General features: G+C 67.8%; 22 protein-coding genes. 7 read left to right on the plus strand and 15 right to left on the minus strand.

The annotated features are described in order from the left end of the window. Nucleotides 1–8: 8 nt before the first annotated feature. From ABZ909_RS36515 to ABZ909_RS36560, 10 genes are read right to left on the minus strand one after another with little or no spacing between them, the layout of a single operon-like run. On the minus strand, nucleotides 9–1,184 hold the full coding sequence (locus ABZ909_RS36515; protein ID WP_357009346.1) for an MlaD family protein: 1,176 nt from the start codon (nucleotides 1,182–1,184) through the stop codon (nucleotides 9–11). Continuing rightward, on the minus strand, nucleotides 1,181–2,311 hold the full coding sequence (locus tag ABZ909_RS36520; protein WP_357009349.1) for an MCE family protein: 1,131 nt from the start codon (nucleotides 2,309–2,311) through the stop codon (nucleotides 1,181–1,183). Before ABZ909_RS36520 ends, ABZ909_RS36515 begins: the two co-directional genes overlap by 4 nt. Next, nucleotides 2,308–3,414 carry an MCE family protein gene (locus ABZ909_RS36525; RefSeq protein ID WP_357009352.1) on the minus strand — a complete coding sequence of 369 codons (1,107 nt, stop codon included), beginning with the start codon at nucleotides 3,412–3,414 and terminating at the stop codon, nucleotides 2,308–2,310. The genes ABZ909_RS36520 and ABZ909_RS36525 overlap by 4 nt, the downstream gene beginning before the upstream one ends. Next, nucleotides 3,414–4,454 (minus strand): MCE family protein, encoded by a 1,041-nt coding sequence (locus ABZ909_RS36530; RefSeq protein WP_357009355.1) that lies wholly within the window; start codon nucleotides 4,452–4,454, stop codon nucleotides 3,414–3,416. Before ABZ909_RS36530 ends, ABZ909_RS36525 begins: the two co-directional genes overlap by 1 nt. Then, a complete protein-coding gene (locus ABZ909_RS36535) occupies nucleotides 4,451–5,473 on the minus strand; it encodes an MlaD family protein (protein ID WP_357009358.1) in 1,023 nt (340 codons plus the stop codon). Before ABZ909_RS36535 ends, ABZ909_RS36530 begins: the two co-directional genes overlap by 4 nt. Further along, on the minus strand, nucleotides 5,470–6,873 hold the full coding sequence (locus tag ABZ909_RS36540; protein ID WP_357009361.1) for an MCE family protein: 1,404 nt from the start codon (nucleotides 6,871–6,873) through the stop codon (nucleotides 5,470–5,472). Before ABZ909_RS36540 ends, ABZ909_RS36535 begins: the two co-directional genes overlap by 4 nt. Nucleotides 6,874–6,881: 8 nt before the next feature. After that, entirely contained in the window at nucleotides 6,882–7,745 is an 864-nt protein-coding gene (locus ABZ909_RS36545; RefSeq protein WP_357009364.1) for an ABC transporter permease, read from the minus strand. A 1-nt stretch (nucleotide 7,746) separates the two neighbouring features. Beyond that, nucleotides 7,747–8,616 (minus strand): ABC transporter permease, encoded by an 870-nt coding sequence (locus ABZ909_RS36550; RefSeq protein WP_357009367.1) that lies wholly within the window; start codon nucleotides 8,614–8,616, stop codon nucleotides 7,747–7,749. After that, nucleotides 8,616–8,804 (minus strand): hypothetical protein, encoded by a 189-nt coding sequence (locus ABZ909_RS36555; protein WP_357009370.1) that lies wholly within the window; start codon nucleotides 8,802–8,804, stop codon nucleotides 8,616–8,618. Before ABZ909_RS36555 ends, ABZ909_RS36550 begins: the two co-directional genes overlap by 1 nt. Continuing rightward, nucleotides 8,805–9,029, minus strand: a complete 225-nt coding sequence (locus tag ABZ909_RS36560; RefSeq protein ID WP_354845474.1) for a hypothetical protein — start codon at nucleotides 9,027–9,029, stop codon at nucleotides 8,805–8,807. A 395-nt stretch (nucleotides 9,030–9,424) separates the two neighbouring features. Between ABZ909_RS36560 and ABZ909_RS36565 the strand changes: the two genes are divergently transcribed. Then, on the plus strand, nucleotides 9,425–10,429 hold the full coding sequence (locus ABZ909_RS36565; protein ID WP_357009373.1) for an oxygenase MpaB family protein: 1,005 nt from the start codon (nucleotides 9,425–9,427) through the stop codon (nucleotides 10,427–10,429). 101 nt (nucleotides 10,430–10,530) lie between these two features. On the opposite strand, the gene ABZ909_RS36570 is transcribed toward ABZ909_RS36565, so the two are convergent. Both ABZ909_RS36570 and ABZ909_RS36575 read right to left on the minus strand, forming a co-directional pair. Next, nucleotides 10,531–11,160 carry a hypothetical protein gene (locus ABZ909_RS36570; protein WP_357009375.1) on the minus strand — a complete coding sequence of 210 codons (630 nt, stop codon included), beginning with the start codon at nucleotides 11,158–11,160 and terminating at the stop codon, nucleotides 10,531–10,533. After that, entirely contained in the window at nucleotides 11,157–13,262 is a 2,106-nt protein-coding gene (locus tag ABZ909_RS36575) for a glycosyltransferase family 39 protein (RefSeq protein WP_357009377.1), read from the minus strand. The genes ABZ909_RS36570 and ABZ909_RS36575 overlap by 4 nt, the downstream gene beginning before the upstream one ends. Before the next feature lie 404 nt (nucleotides 13,263–13,666). Here ABZ909_RS36575 and ABZ909_RS36580 point away from each other — a divergent pair, with 404 nt between their 5' ends. Together ABZ909_RS36580 and ABZ909_RS36585 are read left to right on the plus strand one after the other, a co-directional pair. Next, complete coding sequence (locus ABZ909_RS36580) at nucleotides 13,667–15,292, plus strand: HAMP domain-containing sensor histidine kinase (RefSeq protein ID WP_357009380.1); 1,626 nt, start codon at nucleotides 13,667–13,669, stop codon at nucleotides 15,290–15,292. Nucleotides 15,293–15,366: 74 nt separating this feature from the next. Continuing rightward, nucleotides 15,367–16,083 (plus strand): response regulator transcription factor, encoded by a 717-nt coding sequence (locus ABZ909_RS36585; protein ID WP_357009527.1) that lies wholly within the window; start codon nucleotides 15,367–15,369, stop codon nucleotides 16,081–16,083. 15 nt (nucleotides 16,084–16,098) lie between these two features. Here ABZ909_RS36585 and ABZ909_RS36590 read toward each other — a convergent pair whose 3' ends face one another. Next, a complete protein-coding gene (locus ABZ909_RS36590; protein ID WP_357009383.1) occupies nucleotides 16,099–17,127 on the minus strand; it encodes a hypothetical protein in 1,029 nt (342 codons plus the stop codon). 201 nt (nucleotides 17,128–17,328) lie between these two features. Here ABZ909_RS36590 and ABZ909_RS36595 point away from each other — a divergent pair, with 201 nt between their 5' ends. Next, nucleotides 17,329–17,514: a hypothetical protein gene (locus ABZ909_RS36595; protein WP_357009387.1), complete on the plus strand. Its 186-nt coding sequence runs from the start codon at nucleotides 17,329–17,331 to the stop codon at nucleotides 17,512–17,514. Nucleotides 17,515–18,723: 1,209 nt separating this feature from the next. Further along, nucleotides 18,724–19,704 (plus strand): AraC family transcriptional regulator, encoded by a 981-nt coding sequence (locus tag ABZ909_RS36600; protein WP_357009389.1) that lies wholly within the window; start codon nucleotides 18,724–18,726, stop codon nucleotides 19,702–19,704. Nucleotides 19,705–19,774: 70 nt separating this feature from the next. On the opposite strand, the gene ABZ909_RS36605 is transcribed toward ABZ909_RS36600, so the two are convergent. Then, nucleotides 19,775–21,391, minus strand: coding sequence for a metallophosphoesterase family protein (locus ABZ909_RS36605; protein WP_357009392.1), 1,617 nt, complete (start codon nucleotides 21,389–21,391; stop codon nucleotides 19,775–19,777). Nucleotides 21,392–21,516: 125 nt separating this feature from the next. On the opposite strand from ABZ909_RS36605, the gene ABZ909_RS36610 reads away from it, so the two are divergent. Next, nucleotides 21,517–21,789: a hypothetical protein gene (locus tag ABZ909_RS36610; RefSeq protein WP_357009394.1), complete on the plus strand. Its 273-nt coding sequence runs from the start codon at nucleotides 21,517–21,519 to the stop codon at nucleotides 21,787–21,789. Here ABZ909_RS36610 and ABZ909_RS36615 read toward each other — a convergent pair. Further along, nucleotides 21,777–22,265 carry a MarR family transcriptional regulator gene (locus ABZ909_RS36615; protein WP_357009397.1) on the minus strand — a complete coding sequence of 163 codons (489 nt, stop codon included), beginning with the start codon at nucleotides 22,263–22,265 and terminating at the stop codon, nucleotides 21,777–21,779. The two genes, ABZ909_RS36610 and ABZ909_RS36615, sit on opposite strands and share 13 nt — an antisense overlap. Nucleotides 22,266–22,468: 203 nt before the next feature. Here ABZ909_RS36615 and ABZ909_RS36620 point away from each other — a divergent pair, with 203 nt between their 5' ends. Beyond that, a complete protein-coding gene (locus tag ABZ909_RS36620; RefSeq protein WP_357009400.1) occupies nucleotides 22,469–24,679 on the plus strand; it encodes a hypothetical protein in 2,211 nt (736 codons plus the stop codon). The last annotated feature ends 105 nt before the right edge of the window (nucleotides 24,680–24,784 follow it).

Consider the following 24,784-nt stretch of genomic DNA (forward strand, 5'->3'; position numbering starts at 1 on the left):
GGATTCTCCTATCGGGGGACGGGCTGGGACATTTCGTTGCCGGTGGCCCCCGACGGTTCGGAAACGCCGTTGTCGGGTACGTCGGGCCGTGGCGCGTCGGCCGAGCCGCGGATCTGCAGTGCCGGATTCGAGGTGACGCAGTAGTTGTAGAGCCGGACCCGGGTATCGGCCTGGACATCGGTCGGTACCACCGGGATGGTGTCGTAGTCGCAGCTGGGCCGGGGCCAGGGATCGACCAGGGTGTTGTAGGCGCCGTCGTGCGCGGGCACTCCGAGCGCCTCCGTGCCCACTCGCAGCGCCGGGAAGAGCGCGGCGATGGCCGGCGCGCGCAGTTTGGCGGCCTTGGTGACGGCCACGAAGTTCGTCACCAGATTGGTGATGGGGTCCTGGGTTTCGGTGATGAACCCGTTGAGGGTGGCCAGCCGGCCGGGCCCCTGCTGGAGCAGTGTCCGCAATTCCTGGTCGGCGGAGGCGAACTGGTCGAACAGCACGCTGCCCGCCTTGGTCAGCGTGCCCAGGTCGGGCTGGGCGTACTGGGTGGTGCCCGCGATGACCTCGAGATTCTCGATGAGCTGGCGGGTCTGGGGGAGCAGGTCGTCGAGTCCGTTCATGGCCCGGCTGATGCCGGAGATCATGTTGCGCAGGCGATCCGGGCCGCCGGTGAGCGCCTTGTCCAGCTCGTCGATGATGACATCGAGCCGGTCCGGGTTCATGCCGCCGATCAGGTCGCTGAGATTGGTGAACACCGACTGGATCGGCACCGGCACACTGGTGCGCGCCCGCTCGACCACTGCCCCGTCGCGCAGATACGGCCCGGTATCGGAGTCGGGCCGGAAGTCCAGATACTGCTCGCCGGCCGCCGACAGCCGTCCCACCGCGACGGTGCCGCCGATGGGAATATGTGCGCTGTCGTCGATCTCGGCGACCGCGGCCACCCCGTCCCCGGCGACGTGCACGTCGGTGACCTTGCCGATCCGGCTGCCCCGGAAGGTGACATCGTTGCCGGGCAGCAGTCCCCCCGAGGACGCCAGTTCGACGGTCACCGAGTAGGTGTGCGGAATCGGATCGAACCGCAGCACATACCCGCCGATATAGCCCGACCCGAGCACCAGCACCACGATGAGCCCGATATTCGCGATGGCGATGCGGTGCCGCACCACCCAGTGCCACAGTGGCGGATTCATCGATCCCCTCCCTGTTGCGACGGGCCGGGCTGCGCGTCCGGCTGCCGGGGCGGGCTGGTGAGCCGGCCGAACACCTTCTCCAGCACCTGCGCGAGGCTGCCGATGAACTGCCCGGCGTCGCCGAGTTCGGGCCAGCGGCTGCCGCTGGGATCGGTGAGCGCGCCGACGCTCAGATACGACACGGTCGCCGCGACCGCCAGCGCGGGTCCGCGCAGGCTGGCCATGAGCGACGGGTAGATGGTGTGCAGCCCGTCCAGCGCCCCGGTCAGCTGATCGCTCTGCGCGAATCCGGACATGAGCGCCTGAATGCTGTTGAACAGGCTCACGAAATCCCCGCCGCTGGTGTCGGCGAAGTCGCCGAGCGCGTCGGTGGTGGTGGCCACCTTCGACAGCAGGTCCACGATCTGCTGATTGTTCTCGGTCAGCAGGGCGATCAGCGCGGGAAAGGTGTCGGCGGCGGCGCCGAGTTGCGCCTTGCGCCGTGCCAATTCGCCCGAGAGCGCGTTCATCCCGCCCAGCACCTGGTCGATATCGCCGGTGCGGGCATTGAGCGCGCCGATGGCGGCGGTCATCTCGGCGATCAGATGCGACAGCTCCGGCGCCCGGCCCGCGAACATGGAGTTCATCTCGCCGGTGATCTTGGCGGCCTGATTGATGCCGCCGCCGTTGAGCAGCAGCGAGATCGACATCATGAGCTGTTCCACGGACGCGCCCGCCGCGGTGTGATCGGTGCCGATGGTGTCGCCGTCGCGCAGCGGATCCCCGGCCTCCTGCGCGGAGGGCAGCGTCATGGCCACGAACATGTCACCGAGCGGGGTCGCCTGCCGCAGTTCGACCGTGGTGCCCTTCGGGAGCCGGATGTCGTCGCGTATGAGCATCTGCACGTCGGCGATGAAGTTCGTGGTCTTGATCCTGGTGACCACGCCGATATCGGTGCCGCCGATCTTGACGTGCGCGTGGTCGGGCAGATTCAGCGCATCGGCGAAGGCCGCGTGAATGGTGTACCCGGGTGCGCCGAGGCCGGGCTTGGGCATGGGGAGCGTGTCCACCGTGACCGCACACCCGGAGCCGGCGAGCAGGGCGGTGGCGGTGAGCAGCCCGCCGAGAGCTGTTGTGCGTAGTCTCATTTCAGGTTCGCGATTCCCAGTAGTGCGGCGGTGAGGCCGAAGTCGGGGCCGAAGTCCTGGACCTTGCCGGTGCGGCAGCCATCGAGGCGCATCTGGATGCGCTCGCAGAAGGTCGACAGGATCTCGCCGTCGAGCAGCGACTTGTCGAGCAGGCCGTGCAGCCGCAGCGCCTGATCCTCCTTGCTGGTGGCATTGGCGATGTTCTGGAACAGCAGCGGACCGACGTCCACGATCTCGGTGAGGCCGCGGGCATTGGCGCGCATCTGATCGGTGATGGCCACGAAGTGGGTGAGCGCCCCGGCCAACTGATCCCTGTTCTGTCCCACCAGGGTCGAGGTATTGGTGACGAAGTCGTCGAGCTGCCGTAGCACCGCGTCGATGCCGGGGGCCTGGTCGCCCATGAGGTTCACCAGCTCGGTGAGCCGCTCGCTGAAGTCCCGCACCGTCTGGTCGTTGGAGGCGATGACCTGGGTGATGTCATTGAGTTTGATGATGGTGTTGGAGATCTGGTCCTTGTTGGCGAAGGTCACCTCGAAGGCCGCGGACAGCTGGTCGAGAGTCTCGCGCAGCTTGTCGCCATTGCCGTTGAGCAGTGGGAACAGCACCCGGCTGGCCATCGGGCCGGTGGTGTTGTCGCCCTCGAGCGCCTCGCCGAGCTGGGAGAAGGTCGCCAGGATGCGATCCAGTTCGACCGGAACCCTGGTGCGCTGCAAAGGAATGTAGGCGCCGTCGGTCAGGGTGGGTCCGTCGCCGGTGTACGCCGGGGCCAGCTCCACGTGACGATTCGTGATCAGTTGCGGATTCACCAGTGCCGCAATGGCATCGGCGGGAATCCTGACATTCCGGTCCAGCGACATGGTGACCTGGACGTAACTGCCCTTGGGCGTGACGGTTTCGACGGTGCCGACCGGAACCCCGAGCACCGCGACATCATTGCCCGCATACAGGCCCGCCACGTTCTCGAAGTCTGCGGTGACCTTCATCTGCCCGCCGAGATACTCCTTCGACAGCGAGGACACCGAATCGGGCAGCATGCCGCACGCCGAGGCGAGCAGGAGCGCGCCGCAGGCCGCGGCCAGCTTCATTCGTCTGCGAAGTGTCATCATTTGCACCCCTGCACGGCCTGCGCGAAGCACAGCCAGTTGTCCGGGAACAGCCACGGCGCGTACACATTTCCGTACGGCCCGTCGCCGAGCACATTGTTGAACTGTCGCAAGGTCACCGGCATGATCTGGTACAGCCGGTCCAGGTTGCCCTTGTTCTTCTCCAGGCCCTCCGACATGGTGTTCAGGTCGGTGATGAGCGGGCCGAGCTGGTTGTTGTTCTCCAACCCCATCTGCTGCAACAGCTTCGACAGCGACGCCACATTGTCGAGCAGCTGCTTCAGCAGCGTCTGGCGCTGCTGCACCGCATTGCCGATGGCCTCGCCGCGGGTCAGCAGCAACAGCACGCTGTTCTGGTTGTCGGCGGTCAGCTGCGAGACGGTGTCCATGCTCTCGAGCAGGGTGTCGACCTCGTCGCGGCGGTCATTGATCACCTTCGCGAGCGCGCCCACACTGTCGAGGGCCTGCACGGTCAGCTCGGGGGAGTTGCCCATCTGCTGATCGACCAGGTCCAGCGCCTGCCGCAGCTGCTGCGGATCCAGCTTCTCGACCCGCTCGAAGCTGTTCTTGTACTGCGGATCCTGGATGACCTTGCCCAGGTTGTACGGAACCTCGGTGTGGTCCAGCTTGATCCGGTCGCCGCGCAGCGCGGGGCCCGCGCCGGGCGTCAGGTCCACGTGCAGCCGGCCCAGGATGGTCGACATCTTGATGGCCGCGCGCGCCTCGTCCCCGAGCGTGATGTCGCGGTGCACCCGCATGTCGACCAGCACCTTGCCGTTGTCCAGCTTCACCGCGCTGACCTGGCCGACCTCGATGCCCGACACGTCCACCGTCGCGCCCGGCCGCAGCCCGGCGGCCTGCGCGAACTCGGCGTGAATCGTCTTGTCGCCCAGCTGCGCCTGCTCGATCAGGGTGGATCCGACCAACAGCAGCACCACGAACCCCGAGGCGATCAGGCCCAGCCGCAGATAGCGGTTGCGCAGGAAGCCCGGGTAGCGGATCGAGGGCCGGCGCAGCGCCGGAACGCGTGGCCGCCTCATCGGCACACCTCCGAATGGGATTGGCCGCCGATCTGGTTGAACAGACCGGGCGGGAGCAGCACGCCCCACAGCGAGACGTCGAGGCTGCACAGGTAGGCATTGCCGTACGCGCCGTAGCTGCTGAATCGTGCGACGCCATTGAGCATGTCGGGCAACTCGACCGCGGCCTTGTCCAGCGAGGCGCCGTTGAGCAGCAGCAGGGCCACGCCGGCGGAGGCGTCGGTCTGCGCCTCGGCCGCGCCGGGCTTCACCCGGGCGAGCACGTTCACCAGTGAATTCGTCGCCGTCGCAACGCGTTCCACCGACGACTTCAGCGTGGAGCCCTGCGTGTACAGCGCCTCGGTGAGCGCCCGCGCCTGGGTGATCAGCGTCTCCAGCTCATTGCTGCGATTGGCCAGACCGGAGATGACGCTGCTGAGATTGCCGATCACCTGTCCGAGAATCTCGTCGTGCTGACCGAACGTGGCGGCCAGCTGCGCGGACTGGGTCACCAGCGCGCTCAGCGAGACGCCATTGCCCTGCAGCGCCTGGATCAGCGTCTCCGACAGCGAATTCACCTGATCCGGCTGCAGCACGCTGAACAGCGGCTCGAACCCGGACAGCAGCGACGACACATCGAAGGATGGTTCGGTCCGCTCGATCGGGATCTGCCCGCCCGGCGCCATCGGAGTACCGGCGTCCTTGCCGGGCATGAGCGCGATATAGCGCTGCCCGATCAGGTTCTGGTACCGCACCAGCGCCTTGGTCGAGGTGGTGGGGTGCTGATCGTCCTCGATGCGGAAGTCCACCCGGGCGCGGTAGCCGTCGGTGAATTCGATCTCGTCGACCCGGCCGACCCGCACGCCCGCCATGCGGATGTCGTCGCCGACCCGCAACCCGAGGACATCGGAGAAGACCGCGGAGTAGTCGTGCGTGCGGCCGGGCACCGAGCGCTGGAGCGTCGACCACATGGTGTAGGTCAGGATGACGGCCACCACGGCGAAAAGGCTGAAGCCCGCCAAGGCTTTTCCGGATTTCACGAGACGCCTCCGGTCTCGGCGGGAACCAGCGATCCGCCGGCCAGGATGGGCGTCAGCAGCAGGACCTGCGCCGCATTGGGCTTGCCGCCGACCAGGGCCGCGATGGCGTCGGTGCCGCGCAGCCCGGCGGGCTGGGCCGCGGCCGGATTCGTCTCGGTCGCCGACGCCGGTGCGGTGAGACCCGGGATCGCCGGCAGACCGGGAATCGCCGGCAGACCGGGAACGGCGGGGGCGCCGGGCGCCGCGGGCTGGGTGGTCTCGACGGGCGCCGGTCCGGCGGCGTCGAGTCGCTTTGGCATCAGCTGCTGCGGAAACTCCTGCGCCGGAGCGGTTTCCGGCACCGTCGAGCCGCCACACCGAGGTCCGGAGAGGTCGCCGTAGTGCGGGCAGTCCGCGGCCGTGTACTGCTGGAACGGTGTGAAGGTCACGTCCATCTTCCAGACCATCTGCTTCTTGGGGCCGAAGGTGAAGGTGCCCTGCAGCCGCTGCAGCGCGGTGTTGAGATTGGCGATGGCGGTCGGAATCGCCTGCGGGTCCTGGGCCAGACTGCCGAACAGCTGATCGAGGCCCGAGACCAGGAACTTGCCGGAGTCGGGATTGCGGGCGAAGAGTCCGTTCACCGTGTCCACCGCGGTGCCGCCGCTGGTCAGCAGGTCCAACAGGGCCGCGCGTTGCTCGGTGAGGGTGCGGGCGGTGGTCACCGACTTCGCCAGTGTCCCTACCAGATCCGGGGCCGACTCGCTCAGCGCGCTGGCCGCGCGACCGAGATTGCCTAGCAGATCCCCGATGCCCTCGATGCTGCGCACCTCGGTGATCCAGTGGTCGAGGCGCTCGACGGTCGAACCCGGTACGCGCGCCGACGGGTCCAGTGCCGCTGACAGCGTGGACAGCACCCGCCCCAGCTTCTCGGGCTGAATGTTGTTCAGCACGGTGCGCAGCACATTGAGTGTGGTCTGCAACTGCACGGTGGCGCTGCTGGTGTCCTCCGGAATGGTCGCGCCTGCCCTGAGCGTGTCCCGGGTGGGCGCGGTGTCGACCAGTTCGATGGCGGTCACCCCGAACAGATTGTCGGGAATCACCCGCGCCGCCACAGTCGACGGAATCGTGCCCGCCACTTGTGGTTTCAGCGCCAGCGCGGCCCGCTGCCGCTCGCCCCTGGCCACCACCGACACGTCCTCGACGCGGCCGACGACCATGCCGCGGAACTTCACGTCGGCGTGGTCGGGCAGCCCGTCGCCGGTGCTGGTGAGCTCGGCGGTGACCGCCACGTTGTCCTCGAAGCGGCCGTTGTAGCGCATGGCCAGCAGATACAGCAGCAGCGATACGGTGGCGATCAGGGCGAGTCCGGCCAGCGTGAGCTGCCGGGCCGTGGGGCCCCGCCCGCTGGGATCGAGAATCATCGAAACACCTATCCCGAGATGCGGAAGCCGGGGTCGACACCCCAGATCGCAAGGGTCAGAAACAGATTGACGAAGACCATGACGACGATGACCATCTTGATGGCCTGCCCGGCCGCCACCCCGACGCCCTCGGGCCCGCCGGTGGCGACGAAGCCGTAGTAGCACTGGATGAACGTCGAGATCATCACGAAGACCATGACCTTGAGCAGCGACCAGAACACGTCCGGTCCCAGCAGGAACTGGAAGAAGTAGTGGTCGTAGGTGCCGGCCGTGGTGCCGCCCAGGATCAGCACCGACAGCTTGGTCGCCAGGTAAGCCACCGCCAGGCCCACGCTGTAGAGCGGGATGATGGTCAGCGTCGAGGCGATCATGCGAGTGCTGATCAGGTACGGAAGCGGCCGGATGGCAAGGGATTCCAGCGCGTCGATCTCCTCGGAGATACGCATGGCGCCCAGCTGCGCGGTGAACCGGCACCCGGCCTGAATGGCGAAGGCCAGCGTGGCGATGACCGGCGCGATCTCGCGGGTAGTGGCGAAACCGGAGATGGCGCCGGTGAGCGGCGACATGGTGAGCAGGTTCAGCGCCGTGAACGACTCCATGCCCACGGTGATGCCGCCGAAGCCGCACAGCGCCACCACCACGCCGATGGTGCCGCCGCCCACCACCAGCGAGCCGTTGCCCCAGCCGATGTCCGCGGTCAGGCGCAGCACCTCCTGGCGATAGTGCCTGAGCGCGAACGGAATCGCGAACAGGGCCCGGAAGAAGGTGATGACCTGGTGGCCGAGGCGCTGATTGGCCCGCACCGGGACGGACACCACATTTGTGGCCATCCGCACCGGCTCGAGCGCCGGGGGAGTGTAGGTCGTGCCCACCTCACACCACCTTCGACGGCAGTAGCGTGTTGTAGAGCTGGGTGAGCACGATATTGGTGGCGAAGAGCATGAGCGCCGAACTCACCACCGCCGAGTTCACCGCATTGGCCACCCCGCCCGGACCGCCGTGCGCGTGCAGGCCGATATCGCAGGCGATCACGGCCGTCAGCAGGCCGAAGACGGCCGCCTTCAGCACCGCGACGACAAGGTCATCGGCCACCGCGAAGGACGCGAACGAGCCGATGAACGAACCCGGCGTCCCCGACTGAGCATAGACATTGAACATGTAGGCGGTGGCGAAGCCGACGAAGACGATGAACCCGCACAGCAGCATGCTCACCAGCACCGCGGCCGCGATGCGCGGCGCGACCAGCCGCCGGACCGGGTCCACGCCCATGACCATCATGGCGTCGATCTCCTCGCGAATGGTCCGCGAGCCCAGGTCGGCGGTGATGGCCGACCCGACCGCGCCCGCGATCATGAGCGAGGTGACCAGCGGCGCGCCCTGGCGGATGATGCCCAGCCCGGCCACCGCGCCGATGAACGTGGTCGCGCCGACCTGATCGACCAGCGCGCCCAGCTGAATCGACACCACCACCGAGATCGGAATGGCCACCAGCACCGTCGGCGCGGCCGACACGCTCGTCATGAACGCGCACTGCTTGATGAACTCCTGATACGGGAATCGCCGGCGCAGGATCGACACGACCAGTTGCCGCAGGGCGTCGCGGCCCAGATCGACCTGTCGTCCAAGGGTTTCCAGCGAGCGCTGCGGATGCCGCCGCCACAGCCCGCGCACGCTCTCACCGATCTTCTCGAGCTCGGTGGGTTCGGCATCCACTGTGGCGGAGGGCTTTTCGAGTGTCGTCATCAGGCCATGTCCTCGAGATAGCGCTGCAACAGGACCAGCAGATACCCGGCCACCGAGAGGCCCGCGGCCACGGCGCACAGCACGGCCACCCAGAGCCCGAAGCGCAGCACGGGATTGACTTCCATACGCCCACCGAGGATCTTGATGCCGATCACCAGGATGTCGATGAGCCAGACCAGCGCCATCATCTACGTCATGCACACATTCGAGAAGGTGAGCACCGGCCAGCACACGATGGATCCCAGGAACGAGATGATCACATCGATGCCGTGCAGCTGCTTCAGATGCGAGGTGTGAGTCAGGGTCCAGATCACCCCGACCAGCCCGTAGGGGATGCCGAGAATGATGAGGGTCCCCAGGAACTCCGACACCTTCATCTCGTAGCTGAGTAGTCGATCCAATCGTTTCAGCATGTCGCGTATGTCCTTTCACTTCCCTGCCGGCCTCGGGCGCGATGCGTGCCTCATTGCCGGTGCCGCGCTATCCCCGATGCTGGTGCGCCCCCCGGCCGCTTCACGAGAGCTGCCCGCAGCAGCGTATGTTACTCATGATTCTCAAAAGCGGAAGCGATTCCGATGATCCTTCTTAGCCAATATCCGTTGTAGTAACTCAGATGTCGGCTCGTTACTGGCGAGGCCAGATGTGTAAGTAATCTGCAATTCCTCCAGTTGATGGCTGTCTCGAGATGAGAATAATCGGTAACATAGCGGCCGTGCCGGTGTGCTCGGCGCAGGTTCGACGAGGGCGAGGGGTGCTCGATGCGGGCAGCGGCCGGGTACGCCGTGATCACCACGGAGAGAGGTAACCCATGACGACCGGGGCAGCGCAGCCGTCCGGCTGGAACGATGATGAGACACAGGCGAATCCGGACCGGGCAGCGGATCCGGCCAGACCCCGGGTCCGGCGGATCTCGGTGACGTCCGCACCGGCGGCCGGGGGCGCGACGACCCTGACTCTGGAGCAGACGCGCATCCGCATCCCCGGCGTGCACCGCCCGGACACCAAGCGGCCGCCGAAACTCGAAGACGCGATGGACTTCTGGCAGTTCTCGGGGGCCGCCGCGAATGTCGCCATGCAGATGGCTCGGCCCGGCGTCGGCCACGGGGTGGCCGACAGCAAGGTGGAATCCGGCGCGCTCATGGTGCATCCCTGGAAGCGCCTGCGCACCACGGCCTCCTATCTGGCGGTGGCCATCCTGGGCACGCCCGAGGAGAAGATCGCCTTCCGGGAAGCGGTCAATGTGGCGCACCGCCAGGTGAAGTCGGAACCCGGTGCCGCGGTGAAGTACAACGCCTTCGACCGCGATCTGCAGATGTGGGTCGCGGCCTGCCTCTACATCGGGTTCGAGGACTCCTACCAGCTCCTCAACGGCCGGATGAGTCCCGAACAGGCGGAGGCGTTCTACGCCACCGCCGCGCCGCTGGGCACCACGCTGCAGGTCACCGAGGAGATGTGGCCGGGGACCCGCGCCGAGTTCGACGAATACTGGGTCGAGGCGTGCCGGCAGGTGGCCGCCGACGAGAAGATCCGCCGCTTCATCGAGGATCTACTGCACCTGCGGATGATCCACTGGTACCTCCGGGTCATCTTCGGCGGACTGCTGCGCTTCCTGACCGTCGGCTACCTGCCGCCATACTTCCGCGAGCAGCTCGGCGTGGAGTGGACGGCCGCCGACCAGCGGCGCTTCGAGCACCTGTTCCTGTTCGTCGGCTTCGTGAACCGCTTCATCCCGAAGTTCCTGCGCACCATGGGAACCCGCACCATGATGGCCGACGTGCGCCGACGCATACACCGGCACCGGGCACTGATCTGACCGCTGCGGTTCGGTTGCACCCGAACGGATTCCGCGCCGAATAAAGGGCCCCTCTGTAAACCCGCACCGGGAGGCAGCGCCATGCCTCCCGGTGCGAGTCATCAGGTGAGCCGGGTCCAGCGGCCGACCATGCCCTGCATAGTGTGGGACGAGGCAGCCAGCAGCCGGATCAGGTCGGCGATCTCGGTGCTCACCTCGCGCAGTGCGGAGGTCTCGGTGGGACAGGCCGGGCCGACGTTGTGCGCATATCGGGCGCGAATGGTGCGGTCCGCCTCGCCGGAAATCCGATGCAGCTCCAGCCAATACGGGGGCATGACGTGGGGTGAGCGGACCAGGGCGATGCCCTGGGCGGTGCTCCACGCCGCGTCGGCGGTCAGGCGAATAAGGGTCAGGACCTCGTCGGGGAAGGTGGCCAGCGCATGGATCTCGATCATTCGGCCCACCGATTCGAGGTGGTCGATCGCGTAGTCGAGTTTGCTGCCGACCCGGTAGAGCTCGGTGCGGTCGGGGACCTCGAACCGTTCCGCCACCAGCAGGCGCACCAGCTGTTCGGTCAGCTGGTGGCTGACCCGCTCGAACGCCGAGAGCCGGACCCGGACGCCGCGCGGATCGGCCGCGCCGAGGCGGATCTCCTCGAGGGTGTGGGCCGCGGCGACGAGATTGTTTGCCGCGGAGGCGAAGTAGAGCTCGACCGCCGCGCCCGGCCGCGAGCGTCGCAGGTCCGGCGTCACGCGCTCACCGGCTGCGACAGGTCGTAGACGGTGGCGCCGCCCACGGTGATCGTGGCGAAGTGGGACTTCACCCAGTCGGAGATCTGGGTTCCGGTGGAGTTCTCGCCGCCCATCGAGAAGCCCGCCAGGAAGTAGCGGACCTGACCTGCGGCCACATAGGACTGGAACTGCTGCAGGGTGGGGGAGTCGTCGCTGCCGGTGAAGCCGCCGATCGCCATGACCGAGCGGCCGGACTCCAGCGCCAGCGTGGCCGCGGAACCCGAACCCACGGTCGCGGCGGCCCAGCGGCCGTCGGTGTGTTCGAGCAGCGTAACCAGTTCGGTGTTGTTCGACGAGTCGCCACCGGGGCCGTTGCCGCCCGGCGAGGTCGGTCCGCCGTCACCATTCGGAAAGCCTTCGGGCCGTTGGCCGGACGTGCTATCAGGCTGCTGCGCAGACTCGCCACCGGGCTGCTGGCCTGACGCACCGCCCGGTATGCCACCGCCGGATCCGGGACCGCCGCTCGCGTTACCCGAGGGCGGCCCGAACATCTGACTGGTGGGTCCGGAGTTGGGATTGCCGCCGCTGTGGGAGTGGCCCGCCGTGGCGACGGCCCAGGCTCCCGTACCGCCGAGCCCGAACAGCAGGCCTGCCGTCGCGAGGGCCACAACGAAGCGGCGGGACTGCCTGGACACCACGATCAACCCGACGGCGACCAGGATCGAACCCACCAGGATCGTCCAGCGCAGCCACGGCAGCCACTCGGGAGACCGGTCGAGCAGGACGAACGACCAGCCGCCGGTCACGACGGCCATGGCCGCGAGCGTCAGCCGTGCCACGGGATGCGCTGCACGGGACCACAATTCACGCACCGACAGGGCGACCACGGCGCCGATGGCCGGGGCCAAGGCGACGGTGTAGTACGGGTGCACGGTGCCGCTCATATAGGAGAAGGTCAGGCCGGTGACAATCAGCCAACCGCCCCACAACATGAAGGCCGTGCGCGTCCGGTCCGTGCGCGGGGCGCGGCGAGTCAGCCAGAGCCCGGCGACCAGCCCGATCAGCGCTGCGGGCAGCAGCCACGAGATCTCGCCGCCCATCTGGGAATTGAACAAACGGGTGATGCCGGGCGACCCACTGAATCCGGGGAAACCGTGCATGCCCTCGGGCATGTCGCCCCCGCCCCCGCCGCTGCCGGACCCGGGATTGCCGTGGCCGCCGAAGATCCGGCCCAGCCCGTTGTAGTCCACCGCCAGCTGCCAGAGGCTGTTGGCGGTGGAGCCGCCGATGTATGGGCGAGAGTCGGCGGGCCACAGTGCGACCAGCACAAGGTACCAGCCCGCCGAGACCACGACGGCGACGGCAGCCGCGATCAGGCCCCGGATGCGGTGCCACAGTGACGAATTGGCCGCGATCAGATACGCCAGGCCGAGACCCGGCAGGATCAGGAATGCCTGCATCATCTTGGTGAGGAAGCCGAAACCAACAGCCGCTCCGGCGAATACGAGCCACAGCGTGGGCGCGGATAGCAGCCGATCCCCGGTGGCCTGAATCGCGCGCACCGTGCAGTAGGCCGCCGTGACCAGTACCAGCACCAGCAGAGCATCCGGGTTGTTGAACCGGAAGATCAGCACGGCGACCGGAGTCAGCGCCGCGATGGCTCCGGCCAGTAGTCCTGCTCCCGGTCCACTGAGTCGGCGCACGGTCGCGACCAGCAGTCCCGTCGAGGCGACTCCCATGAGTGCCTGCGGCGCCAGCACCGCCCACTGCCCGAATCCGAGCAGCCTGCCGGACAGTCCCAAGACCCACAACGCCGCGGGCGGCTTGTCCACGGTGATGGCATTGCCCGCGTCGAACGACCCGAACAGCAACGCCTTCCAACTCTGCGACCCCGCCTGCGCGGCCGCCGAGTAGTACTCGTTGGCCCATCCCGAATTCGTGAGATCCCACAGGTAGAGCACCGCGGTCAACGCCAGCAGCCCGAGCAGGCCGGGTCGGGCCCACCGCGGTTGTCCCACCGGCCCGAAAAGCGCTCGCCTGAACCATGTCTCGCGATCCCAACCGCCGCGCTCGGTCAGCCGATCCGCCCCGGCCACCCCCGGCCGCTGCGTCGTCGATGTCATATCCACGTCCCTTCGTTCACCGCGGTGCCGTTGCTCCGGCACGGTTCTCGAAGCCGATCCTGATCGACCGCCCTCGGGGGAATGTGGCGCGAACCTGGGAACCAGCTGGCAATGCCGCGTGAGCACCCTGCACACCCGCTGTGCCCCGAACCCGGTGTGAGTGGCCATGCGCGAGATATTCGTCGACGGCGATCTGCCCGGTGTCCGGGCATTCGCCAAGTCCCGGCCGCGGGCCGAGCGGTGGTTCTCGAGTTGGCCAGAGGTTGGGCGGCTACGGTCGGGTCGGTTCGGTGTTGCGGGGCGAGGAAGGAGTTCGGGGTGGTCAGGGAGCCGGAGGGCGCGGTGCCGGCGGGCGCGCGCCGGTGCGGGGGTCCGCGGGGCTGGGCTGTGTTCAGGTGGGTGGCGTGAGCGATCTACCGGGAGGCGCGGCGGCCGTCGGGGGCGATGCGGTGCGGCGGGCTCGGGGTCTGCGGCGGTGGACCCTGCGGACGCGGCTGCTGGTGGCGGTCGTGGCGATCGCGGTGGCGGGGCTGACGGCGTTCGGGGTGCTGAGCGTGGCGGCGCTGGGACGGTCGGAACTCGCGCGGATCGATGGGCAGTTGAATTCGGTGGCGGTGGATATGGCCGCGCAGAGCCATCCGCCCCCGCCACCGCCGCGGTCCACCTCGGCGGTGCAGGGATTGCCGTCGACGTTCCAGATCCAGTTCTTCGACAATGCGGGGCAGCCGGTCGGGCAGATCGGGGTCGGTGCGAACGATCTGGCCCTACCCGCGATGGACAGATCCGCGGTCGAAGCGCGCGGAAGCAGGATTTTCGAGATCGACGACTCGCACGGGGCACCGTGGCGGGTGCGCACAGTCGCGCAACCGCCCAACGAAGACCAGCCGGACGGCGGGACGGCGGCGGTCGTCATGCCACTGGACGGTTATTACGCGACGGCTCGTGAACTGCGGACCATCGAACTGATCGCGGGTGCGGGACTCATCCTGGCGCTGGGCGGCGTGGCGGCCTGGCTGGTGCGCGTCGGCTTGCGGCCACTGTCACGCATCGAGCACACGGCCGAGGCCATCGCCGCCGGTGACCTGGATCGCCGAGTCGAACACGCGGACACCCATACCGAGGTCGGGCGCCTGGGGACCGCGTTCAATGTGATGCTCGAGCGGCTGTCCACCACCATGCGGCGGCTCGAGGAATCCGAGTCGCGCATGCGGCTCTTCGTCGCCGACGCCTCGCACGAACTGCGCACCCCGCTGACCTCGATCCGCGGCTACGCCGAGCTGTACCGGATGGGCGGCGGCGCGGACCCGGCCCAGGTCGCCACCATGATGCGGCGCATCGAGGACGAGGCCGCGCGCATGGGCGTGCTCGTCGACGATCTGCTGCTGCTCGCCCGGCTCGACGAACAGCGCCCCCTGGATCTGACCGATGTGAACCTGCCCACCCTCGCCGACGAGGTGGTGCGGGACGCGCGGGTTCGGCAGCCGGAACGGGTTGTGCGGCTGCATCTTCCGGATGAACCCGCCCATGTCGTCGGCGACGAGCACCGGCTCCGCCAGGTGCTGACCAACCTGGTCGGCAATGCGCTCGTGCACACACCCGCCGCGGCGGAGATCGATGTCCGGATCGGGTGGGGCGCGGTGCCCGCCGAAACCGTGGGCGGCCGCGGGGAGTTGCCCCGGACCGGGCCGGCCGATGTCGAGCCGGTCGGCGCCCGGGTGGTCGCGGCGGCCGGGGCGGAACTGCCCGCGGGCGCTGCGGCCGTGATCGCCGAGGTGTCGGACACCGGGCCCGGAATCCCGCTGGAGAAGGCCGAGCACGTGTTCGACCGCTTCTACCGGGTGGACGAATCCCGTTCGCGCGCAGGTGGTTCCGGCCTCGGCCTGGCGATCGTCGCGGCCGTGCTGACCGCGCACGGCGCCCGGATCCAGCTGCTCACGGGCGCGGGCTCCGGCACGACATTCCGGATCGTGTTCCCGATATCGGACACGCCCGGCGCCACCGGCCGGGGTTCACAGGAAACGCCCAGCTGACGCCGAGCTGTAGCGGTGGTGGCCGCAACCAGGATGACCGGTATGAATCGGGATGGGACGTGGGTGCGCATAGGGTGGCGAGCGTGAGCGATCGCGCCCCCGCGGGGGCGGCGACCGTGCTGGTCGTCGACGATGAGCCCTACATTCTGGACCTGCTCTGTTCCGCGCTGCGGCTGAGCGGGTTCGAGGTGTACTCGGCCGACACCGGGCGCGGCGCGCTGGAGGCGGCGACTCGGCGGCGACCCGATGTCATGGTGCTCGACGTCATGCTGCCGGACCTGGACGGATTCGCCGTCGCCCGGCGGCTGCGCGCGGCGGGCAGCGAGGTGCCGGTGCTCTTCCTGACCGCCCGCGACGCGGTCGAGGACCGCATCGCCGGACTCAGCGCCGGCGGCGACGACTATGTGAGCAAGCCGTTCAGCCTCGAAGAGGTGGTCCTGCGGTTGCACGCGATCCTGCGCCGGACCCGGTCCGGCGGCGAGGATGGACCCGGCCGGCTGCGCTTCGCCGATCTGGAACTCGACGCCGGCACGCACCTGGTGTTCCGCGCCGGTGAACAGATTTGGCTGTCCGCCACGGAATTCAAGCTGCTGCACTACCTGATGCTCAATGCGGGCAAGGTGGTGAGCAAGCGCCAGATCCTCGATCGCGTCTGGCAGGCCGAGGAGGGCCGCGCCGACCGGGTGGTGGAGACCTTCGTCAGCCAGCTGCGCCGCAAGCTCGACACCGGCCACCCGCCGCTCATCCACACCGTGCGCGGCGTCGGCTACACCCTCCGGGAATCCGCCTAGCGCGGACTCCGGCGATCACACCCGATCGAGGAAACCATTGCCGTAGTCGATGTTCCGGGCATCACGCAGATCCGCGTCCGGTGTGAACCGCACGGTGTCGGTGCGATCCCACAGTTCCATTCCGGCCATGGCGGACTGGCAGTCGCGAATGCACCGGCGGACGCCATTGCGGATTTTCGGCGGTAGCCGCAACGCATCCATTTCGGCCGTAATCGCCTGGGCCGCCGCCTGATTGTCGGCGATCCGGACGTCTATCAAACGGCGGACTTCCGTGACCGCCTGCGGCAGATCCATTCCCAGATGATGCTGCAGAGTCGTCACCAGATTGATGGTGTCCTCGGAATCGGTTTCGATTGCCAGCGAATGCAGATCATTGGTCAGGCACATGATATCGGCGGTGGTGGCGATGATCTCCTGATACGCGGGACCGTAATACAGGGCGTCGGGCATTTCGGTGTGCTCGATCACCTCCGCCAAATCCACCGTCGGCAATACCGTGCACGCGTCCCGGCGTAGTCGCGGATATTCTTCCGGACTCGGCGACTTGCCCGCCTGGCGAAATGCATTCTCGCGCGCGTGACCGACCAGCCACAATTCCAGATTCAACGCGAATCGGCGCGCCCAGGTCTCGGAACCACGTGGGAAGGTGCGAGTGCAGAGATTGGACAGAGCTGCGATGACGGGTGGCACCGGCCCCGCGGCCCCGCGCTCGTGCACCACCTGCAAGGCGGCTCGCCGGAGGCGGTCGTAGTCGTCGAGCCGGCCCGTGGCGATGGCCAGATCCTGCAGATCGTCGAAGACGAAGAATACGGTGATCCATTCGGCGACCAGGAGCATGTCGGCGAAGGACGCGGTGGAGCACCAGTACGCCGAGAATCGCGCGTAGCCGAGCGACTCGAACTTGCGAGCCGCCACTTCGTTCTGGAGTAATCCGAACCGCTGTGCCCAGATCTGAACTCTTTCCTGCGCTCGGTCGCTCATCGAATGCCGCTGCGCCGGGAACGGAAGAGGGATCTCCAGGTGCCGCAAGTCGTGTTCGTTCATCGGTAACACTCGGGTTCACTCGGGCGGAGGCGGGATCCTTCCGGCGATCAGGGTAGCCGACGTTTCGGGGAATATTCGCGGATTCGCAAGATCCGCAGGGCGGCAACCAATTTCGCCGGGTCTGCGGACGGGCCGCTCACGGGCTGCCGGAGGTGCGGGTGAAGGGGTTCCCGTCTGGTCTGCAAACCCCTGTGAGTCATCGTGAACGAGGAATCCACCGCCGCGGTCCGCAAGCACGCCCTGATGTCGTTGTGGCAGTTGATCAAGGCCGTCGACGAGGATCCCGAAGGCGCGATCAGTGGGTCGCCCTACGCCACGGCCGGCGTGGTCGCACGGCTGTGGCAAACACTTCGCGTGCTGTCCGCGACGCTGGTGCGGCCGGGCTGAATGCGTTGGCGCGCACGCAGAACGACTGCCCAGTCTGAAGACGATCGAGTGCACGATTCACTGCTGGAACGACTCGCGAAGACGTCCGGTGCCGACCACGAACACTACCGCTCGCCCCTGTGCGAGGCCCGAATGTTCCAGCAGGCCAATGCCGAACACCGCGTACGCTTGCGGGCTCGCGCCGCGGTCGGTGATCGCGCCGACGGGCGCGAAGTCCCCTCGAACTGCTCGATGCCCCGCCCCGGGGATGGACTGTCGGCCCGCACGCGGCGCCGAATTCGCCGGAGCCGAGCGGTATCTCCGCCGTGAGGGCGTGCGCCGGCAGGGTCTGTGGCCCGTACTCGCGCCCGCGGTCAATTTCGAACGGGCCACGGCGGCGGCGCTTTTCGCACGCCTCGGCTTCCCGTTACCGCCCGGGCTCACCGCATCGCCGAGCGCCTCGTTGGGTCGGCCCTCGGTGCGGACGGCATGGCATTCACGCCCGGCCCGCCCCGGACGCGGACGACACGGCGAAGGCCGCCTTCACCCTGGACTCCTCGGACGATCGAGTGGATCCACGCTGCCTGCTGCGCTTCTCCGGCGTGGCATCGCCGCTTGTCACCGCGTATCTCGTCGACGCAGTGGCGCGGGCGGGGCGCGATTCGTACTGTGACAGACAGGTCGCCGCGGTACGCATCCTCGTCGAAACCCCAGAACTGGACGGTCGTTGGGACGACCGGATGGCCGCCTCCCCGTATCCGCCGACCGCCGCTGCGGCCATGGCGCTGATTCGCGCGATCGAATCGGAATTCTCCGCCGATGCCTTGCCGGCGGTAGCCCGGGCGAGGGCTTGGTTGCTCGCGACCCAGCGGCCGGGCGGATCCTGGGCGTGTGGCATCCCACCGCAGAGGAGACGGCGTGCGTCGTGCACGTGCTGTGCGCCTGTGTGAACCCCTCGGCCGAGCGTCGGTGGTCCTCGCATTGCGCCGGTCTCACATTTCTTGCCGATTGCTATGACGCCGGGACGGCCGATTCGACGCGAACCCCATTGTGGCACTACAAAGATCTTGGATCGCCGCTTAGAATCGATGGTCCGTATACATTGACCGCCCCGCTCATGAGTGGTTCACCGCTGCGGTGAGGCCATAGTGGGGACCTTGGTCACCGACCACGGACGGAACTCGGTCGAAACGTGGTTGCTGAGAGATATGTGGTGGGAAGATTACCGACGTGGAGCAAGCCGTTTTCGGCGCTGTCGAGATCTCGTCGTCCTCGACCCTTTCGCCACGTCAGGCGTTCGAGCAGTGGGAAGCCCTGATGGCGGATGCGGTCGCACCATCGGTGATCGAGCCATTGCGCACAGGTCACTGGCACGGACAAGTCACCACAACTCAATTCGACGGATTCGCGGTGTCGCGCATGCAGGCCAGCGCGCAAAGGGCATTGCGGACAAAGAAGATGGTGGCGCAGTCGACCAGTGAGTTCTTGCTGGTGAATATCGTGCTCGAAGGAACTAATTGGACCGAGCAGCGCGGCCAGACGGCCGAATGCAAGCCCGGCACCATCTCGTTCTTCGACAGCGGCGTGCCGTTGGAGAGCCGCACCACCGACAATTGCCTGTCGACGCTGGTGCGCGCCCCGCTGCAGCTGGTGCTCGAGCACTCCGGCCTCACCCGCGACCAGCTACCCACCGCCACTGCCGTCCCCACCACGGGGGCGCTGGGCGTGGTCGCCGGCTTCTTCCGCAATCTGGCCGACCTACCGCCCGACGATATCGCCCAGGCGGTCACCGTCTTCGGCAGTGACGCCGCCGGCATGATGGCGTCTGCGCTGCTGCTGGCGAATGGCGAAAGCTCGCCCGGCCCATCGGATTCGCTCTACACGCGGCAGCAGGTGCTGGCCTACATCCGCAAGAACTTCACGAGCCCCGACCTCACGGTCGACGAGATCGCGCACGCCTGCCTGATCTCGCGGCGCACGCTGTACCGGGTCTGCGAGGGCTTCGGCGAGCCGGGCGCGATCGTCCGCCGGACCCGGATCGCCCATGCCCGCCGCCTCATCCGCGCCGACCCCTCCCGATCCCTGGCCGCCGTCGCAGCCGCCTCCGGTTTCGCGACGGACCGCCACTTCTATCGGGCGTTCCGCGAGGAAACCGGCCTCACCCCAGGCCAATTCCGCGATCAGCTCGGGCACCGCAACCGGACACGTTGAGCCACAACAGGGTTGAGGGGCGGTTACCGTGCCTGAGCTCGAATCTCCTTTCCCCGAGTCCGGTTCGTGGTCAGGGACGCGGTCGGGTGAGGGTGAAGGTGTCGACCGGGGTGGGTTCACTACGGGGACCTACCAGGGCGTAATAGGTGGCGGTGATGGTCGTATGGCCGCCAGGACTGCCGGGGTCGACGTCGAAGCAGCAGAAGCCGTAGGGATTGGTCATATCCCGGAAGGCGGACCAGGGCGCGGGCTCAGGGACTGTGGTGGGGAGGCGCTTCCCCAGCAGCGGGCCGACTTCGCCGAGACCGGTGATGACATTGCAGTGTGGGTCGGGAGAGAGCATGCCGGTGCTGGGGGCCGAGGTGCCGCCACCGCCGATCACCAGGTGCACGGTACCTTTCGAGGTGTCGTACGGGCCGTGGCCGGTGTCGGTGGGGGCCGGGGTCAGTGCGCCCGGGCCGCTGGTGCCGCGCACGGGATAGGTGCGTTCGTAGTGGTGTTCATGCCCGCAGAGCACCAGGTCGACCTGGAATCGATCGAAGAGGGGCAGCCAGTTCTCGCGGATGCCGAGATCGGCGCCGTTGAAGTCGGAGATGGCGGTCGAGAAGGCGGTCTGGTGCATGACCACGATGACCCAGTCGATCTCGCGATCGGCGCGCGCACTGCGCAATTGCTCTTCCAGCCAGCGCTGCTGGGCGCCCGAGGAATAGCCGCGGACATAGGTGTCGCCGCCGTCCTGATAGCAGACGTCGTCATTGGCCAGGGCGATGATGCGCGCGCCGGCGACGGTGAAGGCGTACCAGAGGCCGGTGAACTGCCGCTCCGCGCCGGAATCGGGGACGGTGAAATAGGTTCGGAAGGCGTCGTATCCGATCGGGCCGTTGCCGAGTTCGTTCTCGTGATTTCCGGGCGCGGGCATCCACGGCCGATTCCGTGCGGAGCGGCCATTACTGGTGAACCAGTCGTTCCAGGTCCGCACCCGGTCCTGTGCCAGGGCGGCGTAGCAGAGGTCGCCGTTTACGAGGTTGAACAGGGGTTCCATCCGCTCCACCGCATCGGTGATGTCACCGGCCACCTGGGTGCCGAGATTGTCGCTCTGCGCGACGAGAAGTCCCTTCAGCAGTGGATTGGGCGGGGCGGCAACGGTTTTGCCGAGCATCGGCGTGCCCTGATCGCCGAAGCTGGTGAACCGGAACTTCGCCCGGCCCGCCGGGGCGGTGCGCAGGGTGCCCAGCTCTGGTGTGGCGCCGTTGTGCGCGGCGGCATAGATATAGGTGGTGTCGGGTGTGAGCCCAGTCAGCCGGGCATGGTGCACCTGAACCTCGATGCCGGACTTGGCATCCCGGTAGGTGCGCGTCTGCGCCGCGACACTGGCGCCGAGCCCGCCCTCCGGTGTCCCGTACCGCACCCGGGGTGTGGTGACCGAAACCATCGTATGCCACGACACCACCGCCTCCCGCGCCGCGTCCGCGCCATACTGCAGATGCACCCCGCGCACTGCGGGAGCCTCCGAATCCGTTGGCTTCCGCCACAATTCGGCCGCTCCGTTCCCGCCCTCGGACCGCAACGCCACCGTGCCCGCCGCCCCCGCCGCGATCCCCGCCGCCGCGGCGCCCGCCGTCGCCGTGAACAACCCTCGCCGGCTGATTCCCCGACCCGCTCCCGGACCACTGCTCTCCTCTGCCATGCCCCGCAAGCTAATCGCGCCCGGAATGCCCTGCCATGCGACAATGCCCACTCCTGCTGGCCGGAAATCGTGGTTGACGCACAGCGAAAATCATGTGGACGGCATACGCGGAGAGGGGAATCGGAATGTCGGAGCTGCCCGAGTCGATGGCGGCGCGGGCCGGCTACTCGGGCATCCCCGACGTACCCGCGCTGATCGGTGACTGTGCCTCCGGACGGGAGCTGGCCGCGATCGGCTTCGGCGACGATGTGGCCGTCGCGGTCGAGATCGACAGCAGCGCAGCGGTCCCCGTGCTGAGCGGCGGCAGCTTCGCCGACGCCGCGGGACGACCCTTGCCTGCCGGGGTGAGATTCCGTGCGGCCGAAGAGAATTCCACGGCGCCGGATCAGAGTTGGTAGCTGTCGATATCGAGGTCGGCCGGGGTCTCGCCGCCCGCGTGGGTGAAGGCCGTCAAGGCGTGAATCAGGCCGGAACGGTCGGCCTTCGGCATCTGTTCCACCACGGCGGCGAGCTCGCGGCGGCGGTGCGCGGTCACTGCGTCGACGACTTCGCGTCCGTGCCCGGTCAATTCGATGATGAGCTCGCGGCGGGAGTCCGGATTCGGTTTGCGGTCCACCAGGCCCGCGCCGACCAGCCGGTCCACCATGCGGGCCGCGGTCGAGGGCTGCACATCCAGTGCGGTGGCCAGCGTGACGACCTTGGACGGCCCGCGGGTCGAGAGGATCATCAGGGTGCGGAACTGCGGGATGGTGATGGAGTCGTCGACCAGTGCCAGCGAACGCGCCGAGAGCGCGACGAGCAATCGCGACGCGCCCAGCAGGGCATCGGTGATCTCGTCCACCGACTCCGCGGCCACCGCATCCTTCGCCGCCACCACTACCTCCACACCTGCTGCCGCTGCCTGATTGTTCCTATCCTGCCGGTCGCATCGTGGGCGTGTGCACCGGCATCGGCTTCGTGATGGAATCGAACTCACGCATATAGCAACTGTTGCATACTGCTTGTATCGGGTAGGGTCTTCGAATCGTGGGAGATCGTGCTGCACTCCGTCTGCGAACCGACGGGTGCCGGTGGGGAATGGTCACCGTGATCGGCGTGGTCGCGGGGTATGCGTCGGTGCTGCTGGCCAATCCCCGCCACTTCTATACCGATGACACCGAATCGCAGTACGCCCCGATGTGGGTGATGCTGGGACGGCACCTGCACGACGGGCGCTTCCCGGCACTGGTGCCGTGGGAATGGATGTCGGGCAACTACTCCATGGAGGAGGCGGGGCTCTACAACCCGCCGCAGTTGCTGGTCGACTGGTTCGCGCCGACGGTGGACAATCTGGCGCTCTACGTGACGATCGTGAAGCTGATCTTCTCGATCATCGCGGCGCTCGGCGTGTTCCGGGTGTGCCTCGCCTACGGAGCGCGCGGATCGTGGGCGGCGCTGGCGGCCATCGCCTTTCCGCTGTCGGGCTGGTTCCTGTTCTTCGACGAATCCAGCTGGGCGACCTCGCTCACCGGTACCGCGTGGATGCTGCACGCATGGGCCTCCGCCGTCCGGTACACTCGTACGCCGGCAGACGAGCGGCGCTGGACCACCGGGCCGATACCGGTGTTCGGGTATCTGTACCTCGCCATCTCGGTCCAATATGTCTTTCCCGCAGTCCAATCCGCGCTGATGATCGGCGCGGTGGCGGTCGGTGAGGTGGTGCGGCAGCGCATCTGGCGGCCCGCGCTGCGGCTGCTGGCGGTGGCGGCGTGCGCGGGGGCGGTGGGGCTCGAGACGTATCTGCCGGGAATGCTGTCCTCACCGGTCACCTGGCGCGGCAACGAACGCATTCTGTCCGAGGACTTCCTGACGGTGCCGTGGTCGGAGTCGCTGAATGCCAGCCTGCCCAGTACGGTCCCGGCGTTCACCGGCTGGTGGGGATACGTGCAGCCGATCCCGATGGTCTACATCGCGTGGTTCCTGATTCCACTGCTGGCCTTCATCGATTGGGGTGCGGTGCGGCGGTCGGCGCGCGAATACACCGGACCGGTGTTGTTCGCGGTCATCTTCCTGATGTGGACCGCCGGGCCCGGGCGGATCGGCCCGTTGCGCTGGCCCGCGCGGGTCCTGCCCATGCTGGCGGTCGGGTTGCTGGTGCTGGTGTGCCTGTGGCTGAGCCGCCACGGACGTTTCGGGGTCCGGCGCCGTGGGGTGGCGGCGGCGGTGCTGCTCGGGCTGCTGTTCGTCCGATCGTTCTGTGCCGCACCGCATCTGGTGGTCCGGCATCTGATCGCGGTCGCGGCGGTGGCCGTCCTGACCGCCGCGTTCGTGTGGCTGATCCGCGCCCGCGGTCCGGCGGCGGCCTGTGCGCTGGCGATCGTGGCCATGTTCCCCATCGCCTACGGCCAGGTGCGGTGGCAAGCGCCGACGCCCATGTCCTATCACTTTCCTGAGCGGCGATCGCAGATGACCGCGGCCTTCCCGCATTTCGACGGCGTCACCCTGCAACTCGCCGACCGGGCCCTGGTGCCGCCGGGCGAGCAGAGCGCCGCCGCGGCCTGGAGTTCCCTGGCATTCGGCAACTACGCCAAGAACCTGCGCCTGAATTATGTGAACGCCTACACGCCGATCGGGTACCGGGAGTTCAGCAGGCTGCTGTGCATGGGCTGGGACGGGAGCACCTGCCCGGCCGCGTTCGGCGCGGCCTTCGCCATCGAACCCACCACGGGGCGACCGTATGTCGACCTGATGAAGGTGGATCGCGTTGTGCTGCAACGCGCCCAGTACCCCGATGCGGGCGAGCACCCCGCGCCGCCGGGCTGGAAGTGGGTGGACTGTCCCGGCCACGAGCGCTACATCTGGGTGCTCGAACGCGAGAACGGCCCGATCTCCACCACACCCGGCCCCTCCGACGCGCGCGACGTCACCGCCACCCAGATCGGGCGCGACAGTGTCAGCAGCCATCTGCGCGTCACCTCGCCCGACGGCGGCCGCCTGGTCTTCGCGCGCCTGGCGTGGCCCGGCTACCGCGTCACGCTCGACGGCCGGGACATCGGCTTCCATACGGTCGCGAATACCTTTGTGGCCGTGGATATCCCGCAGGGCACCCGGAACGCCGACCTGGTGGTCGCCTGGCGTCCACCGGGCTGGAAGATCGGCATCGCCACCGCACTCGCCGGATTCCTGGGACTGGCCCTGCTGCACTGGCTGTACCGCCGCGAGCGCCGAGACGACGACGATCTCGAAATCGGACTGCCCGCAGACGATTTCGACCCGCTCACCGAGCCGCTGACACCGGTCCTGGTCTGATCGGCCGGGATGTGGCCCGCGTGGCGGGCGCTCGGGTGTGATCGGTTCCGCCTCGATGCCCAGGGCATGGCCGTGATCACATTCGCCCCTTGTGTCCGAATGTTC

Source organism: Nocardia sp. NPDC046763, from assembly GCF_040645495.1.
In the GTDB taxonomy this organism is placed as follows: Bacteria; Actinomycetota; Actinomycetes; order Mycobacteriales; family Mycobacteriaceae; genus Nocardia.

Excerpts from the sequence above, each read along its gene's own strand:
- ABZ909_RS36515 (WP_357009346.1), bottom strand. The coding sequence starts at position 1,184 with ATGAATCCGCCACTGTGGCACTGGGTGGTGCGGCACCGCATCGCCATC.
- ABZ909_RS36520 (WP_357009349.1), bottom strand. The coding sequence starts at position 2,311 with ATGAGACTACGCACAACAGCTCTCGGCGGGCTGCTCACCGCCACCGCC.
- ABZ909_RS36525 (WP_357009352.1), bottom strand. The coding sequence starts at position 3,414 with ATGACACTTCGCAGACGAATGAAGCTGGCCGCGGCCTGCGGCGCGCTC.
- ABZ909_RS36530 (WP_357009355.1), bottom strand. The coding sequence starts at position 4,454 with ATGAGGCGGCCACGCGTTCCGGCGCTGCGCCGGCCCTCGATCCGCTAC.
- ABZ909_RS36540 (WP_357009361.1), bottom strand. The coding sequence starts at position 6,873 with ATGATTCTCGATCCCAGCGGGCGGGGCCCCACGGCCCGGCAGCTCACG.
- ABZ909_RS36550 (WP_357009367.1), bottom strand. The coding sequence starts at position 8,616 with ATGACGACACTCGAAAAGCCCTCCGCCACAGTGGATGCCGAACCCACC.
- ABZ909_RS36555 (WP_357009370.1), bottom strand. The coding sequence starts at position 8,804 with ATGATGGCGCTGGTCTGGCTCATCGACATCCTGGTGATCGGCATCAAG.
- ABZ909_RS36560 (WP_354845474.1), bottom strand. The coding sequence starts at position 9,029 with ATGCTGAAACGATTGGATCGACTACTCAGCTACGAGATGAAGGTGTCG.
- ABZ909_RS36565 (WP_357009373.1), top strand. The coding sequence starts at position 9,425 with ATGACGACCGGGGCAGCGCAGCCGTCCGGCTGGAACGATGATGAGACA.
- ABZ909_RS36575 (WP_357009377.1), bottom strand. The coding sequence starts at position 13,262 with ATGACATCGACGACGCAGCGGCCGGGGGTGGCCGGGGCGGATCGGCTG.
- ABZ909_RS36590 (WP_357009383.1), bottom strand. The coding sequence starts at position 17,127 with ATGAACGAACACGACTTGCGGCACCTGGAGATCCCTCTTCCGTTCCCG.
- ABZ909_RS36605 (WP_357009392.1), bottom strand. The coding sequence starts at position 21,391 with ATGGCAGAGGAGAGCAGTGGTCCGGGAGCGGGTCGGGGAATCAGCCGG.
- ABZ909_RS36610 (WP_357009394.1), top strand. The coding sequence starts at position 21,517 with ATGTCGGAGCTGCCCGAGTCGATGGCGGCGCGGGCCGGCTACTCGGGC.
- ABZ909_RS36620 (WP_357009400.1), top strand. The coding sequence starts at position 22,469 with ATGGTCACCGTGATCGGCGTGGTCGCGGGGTATGCGTCGGTGCTGCTG.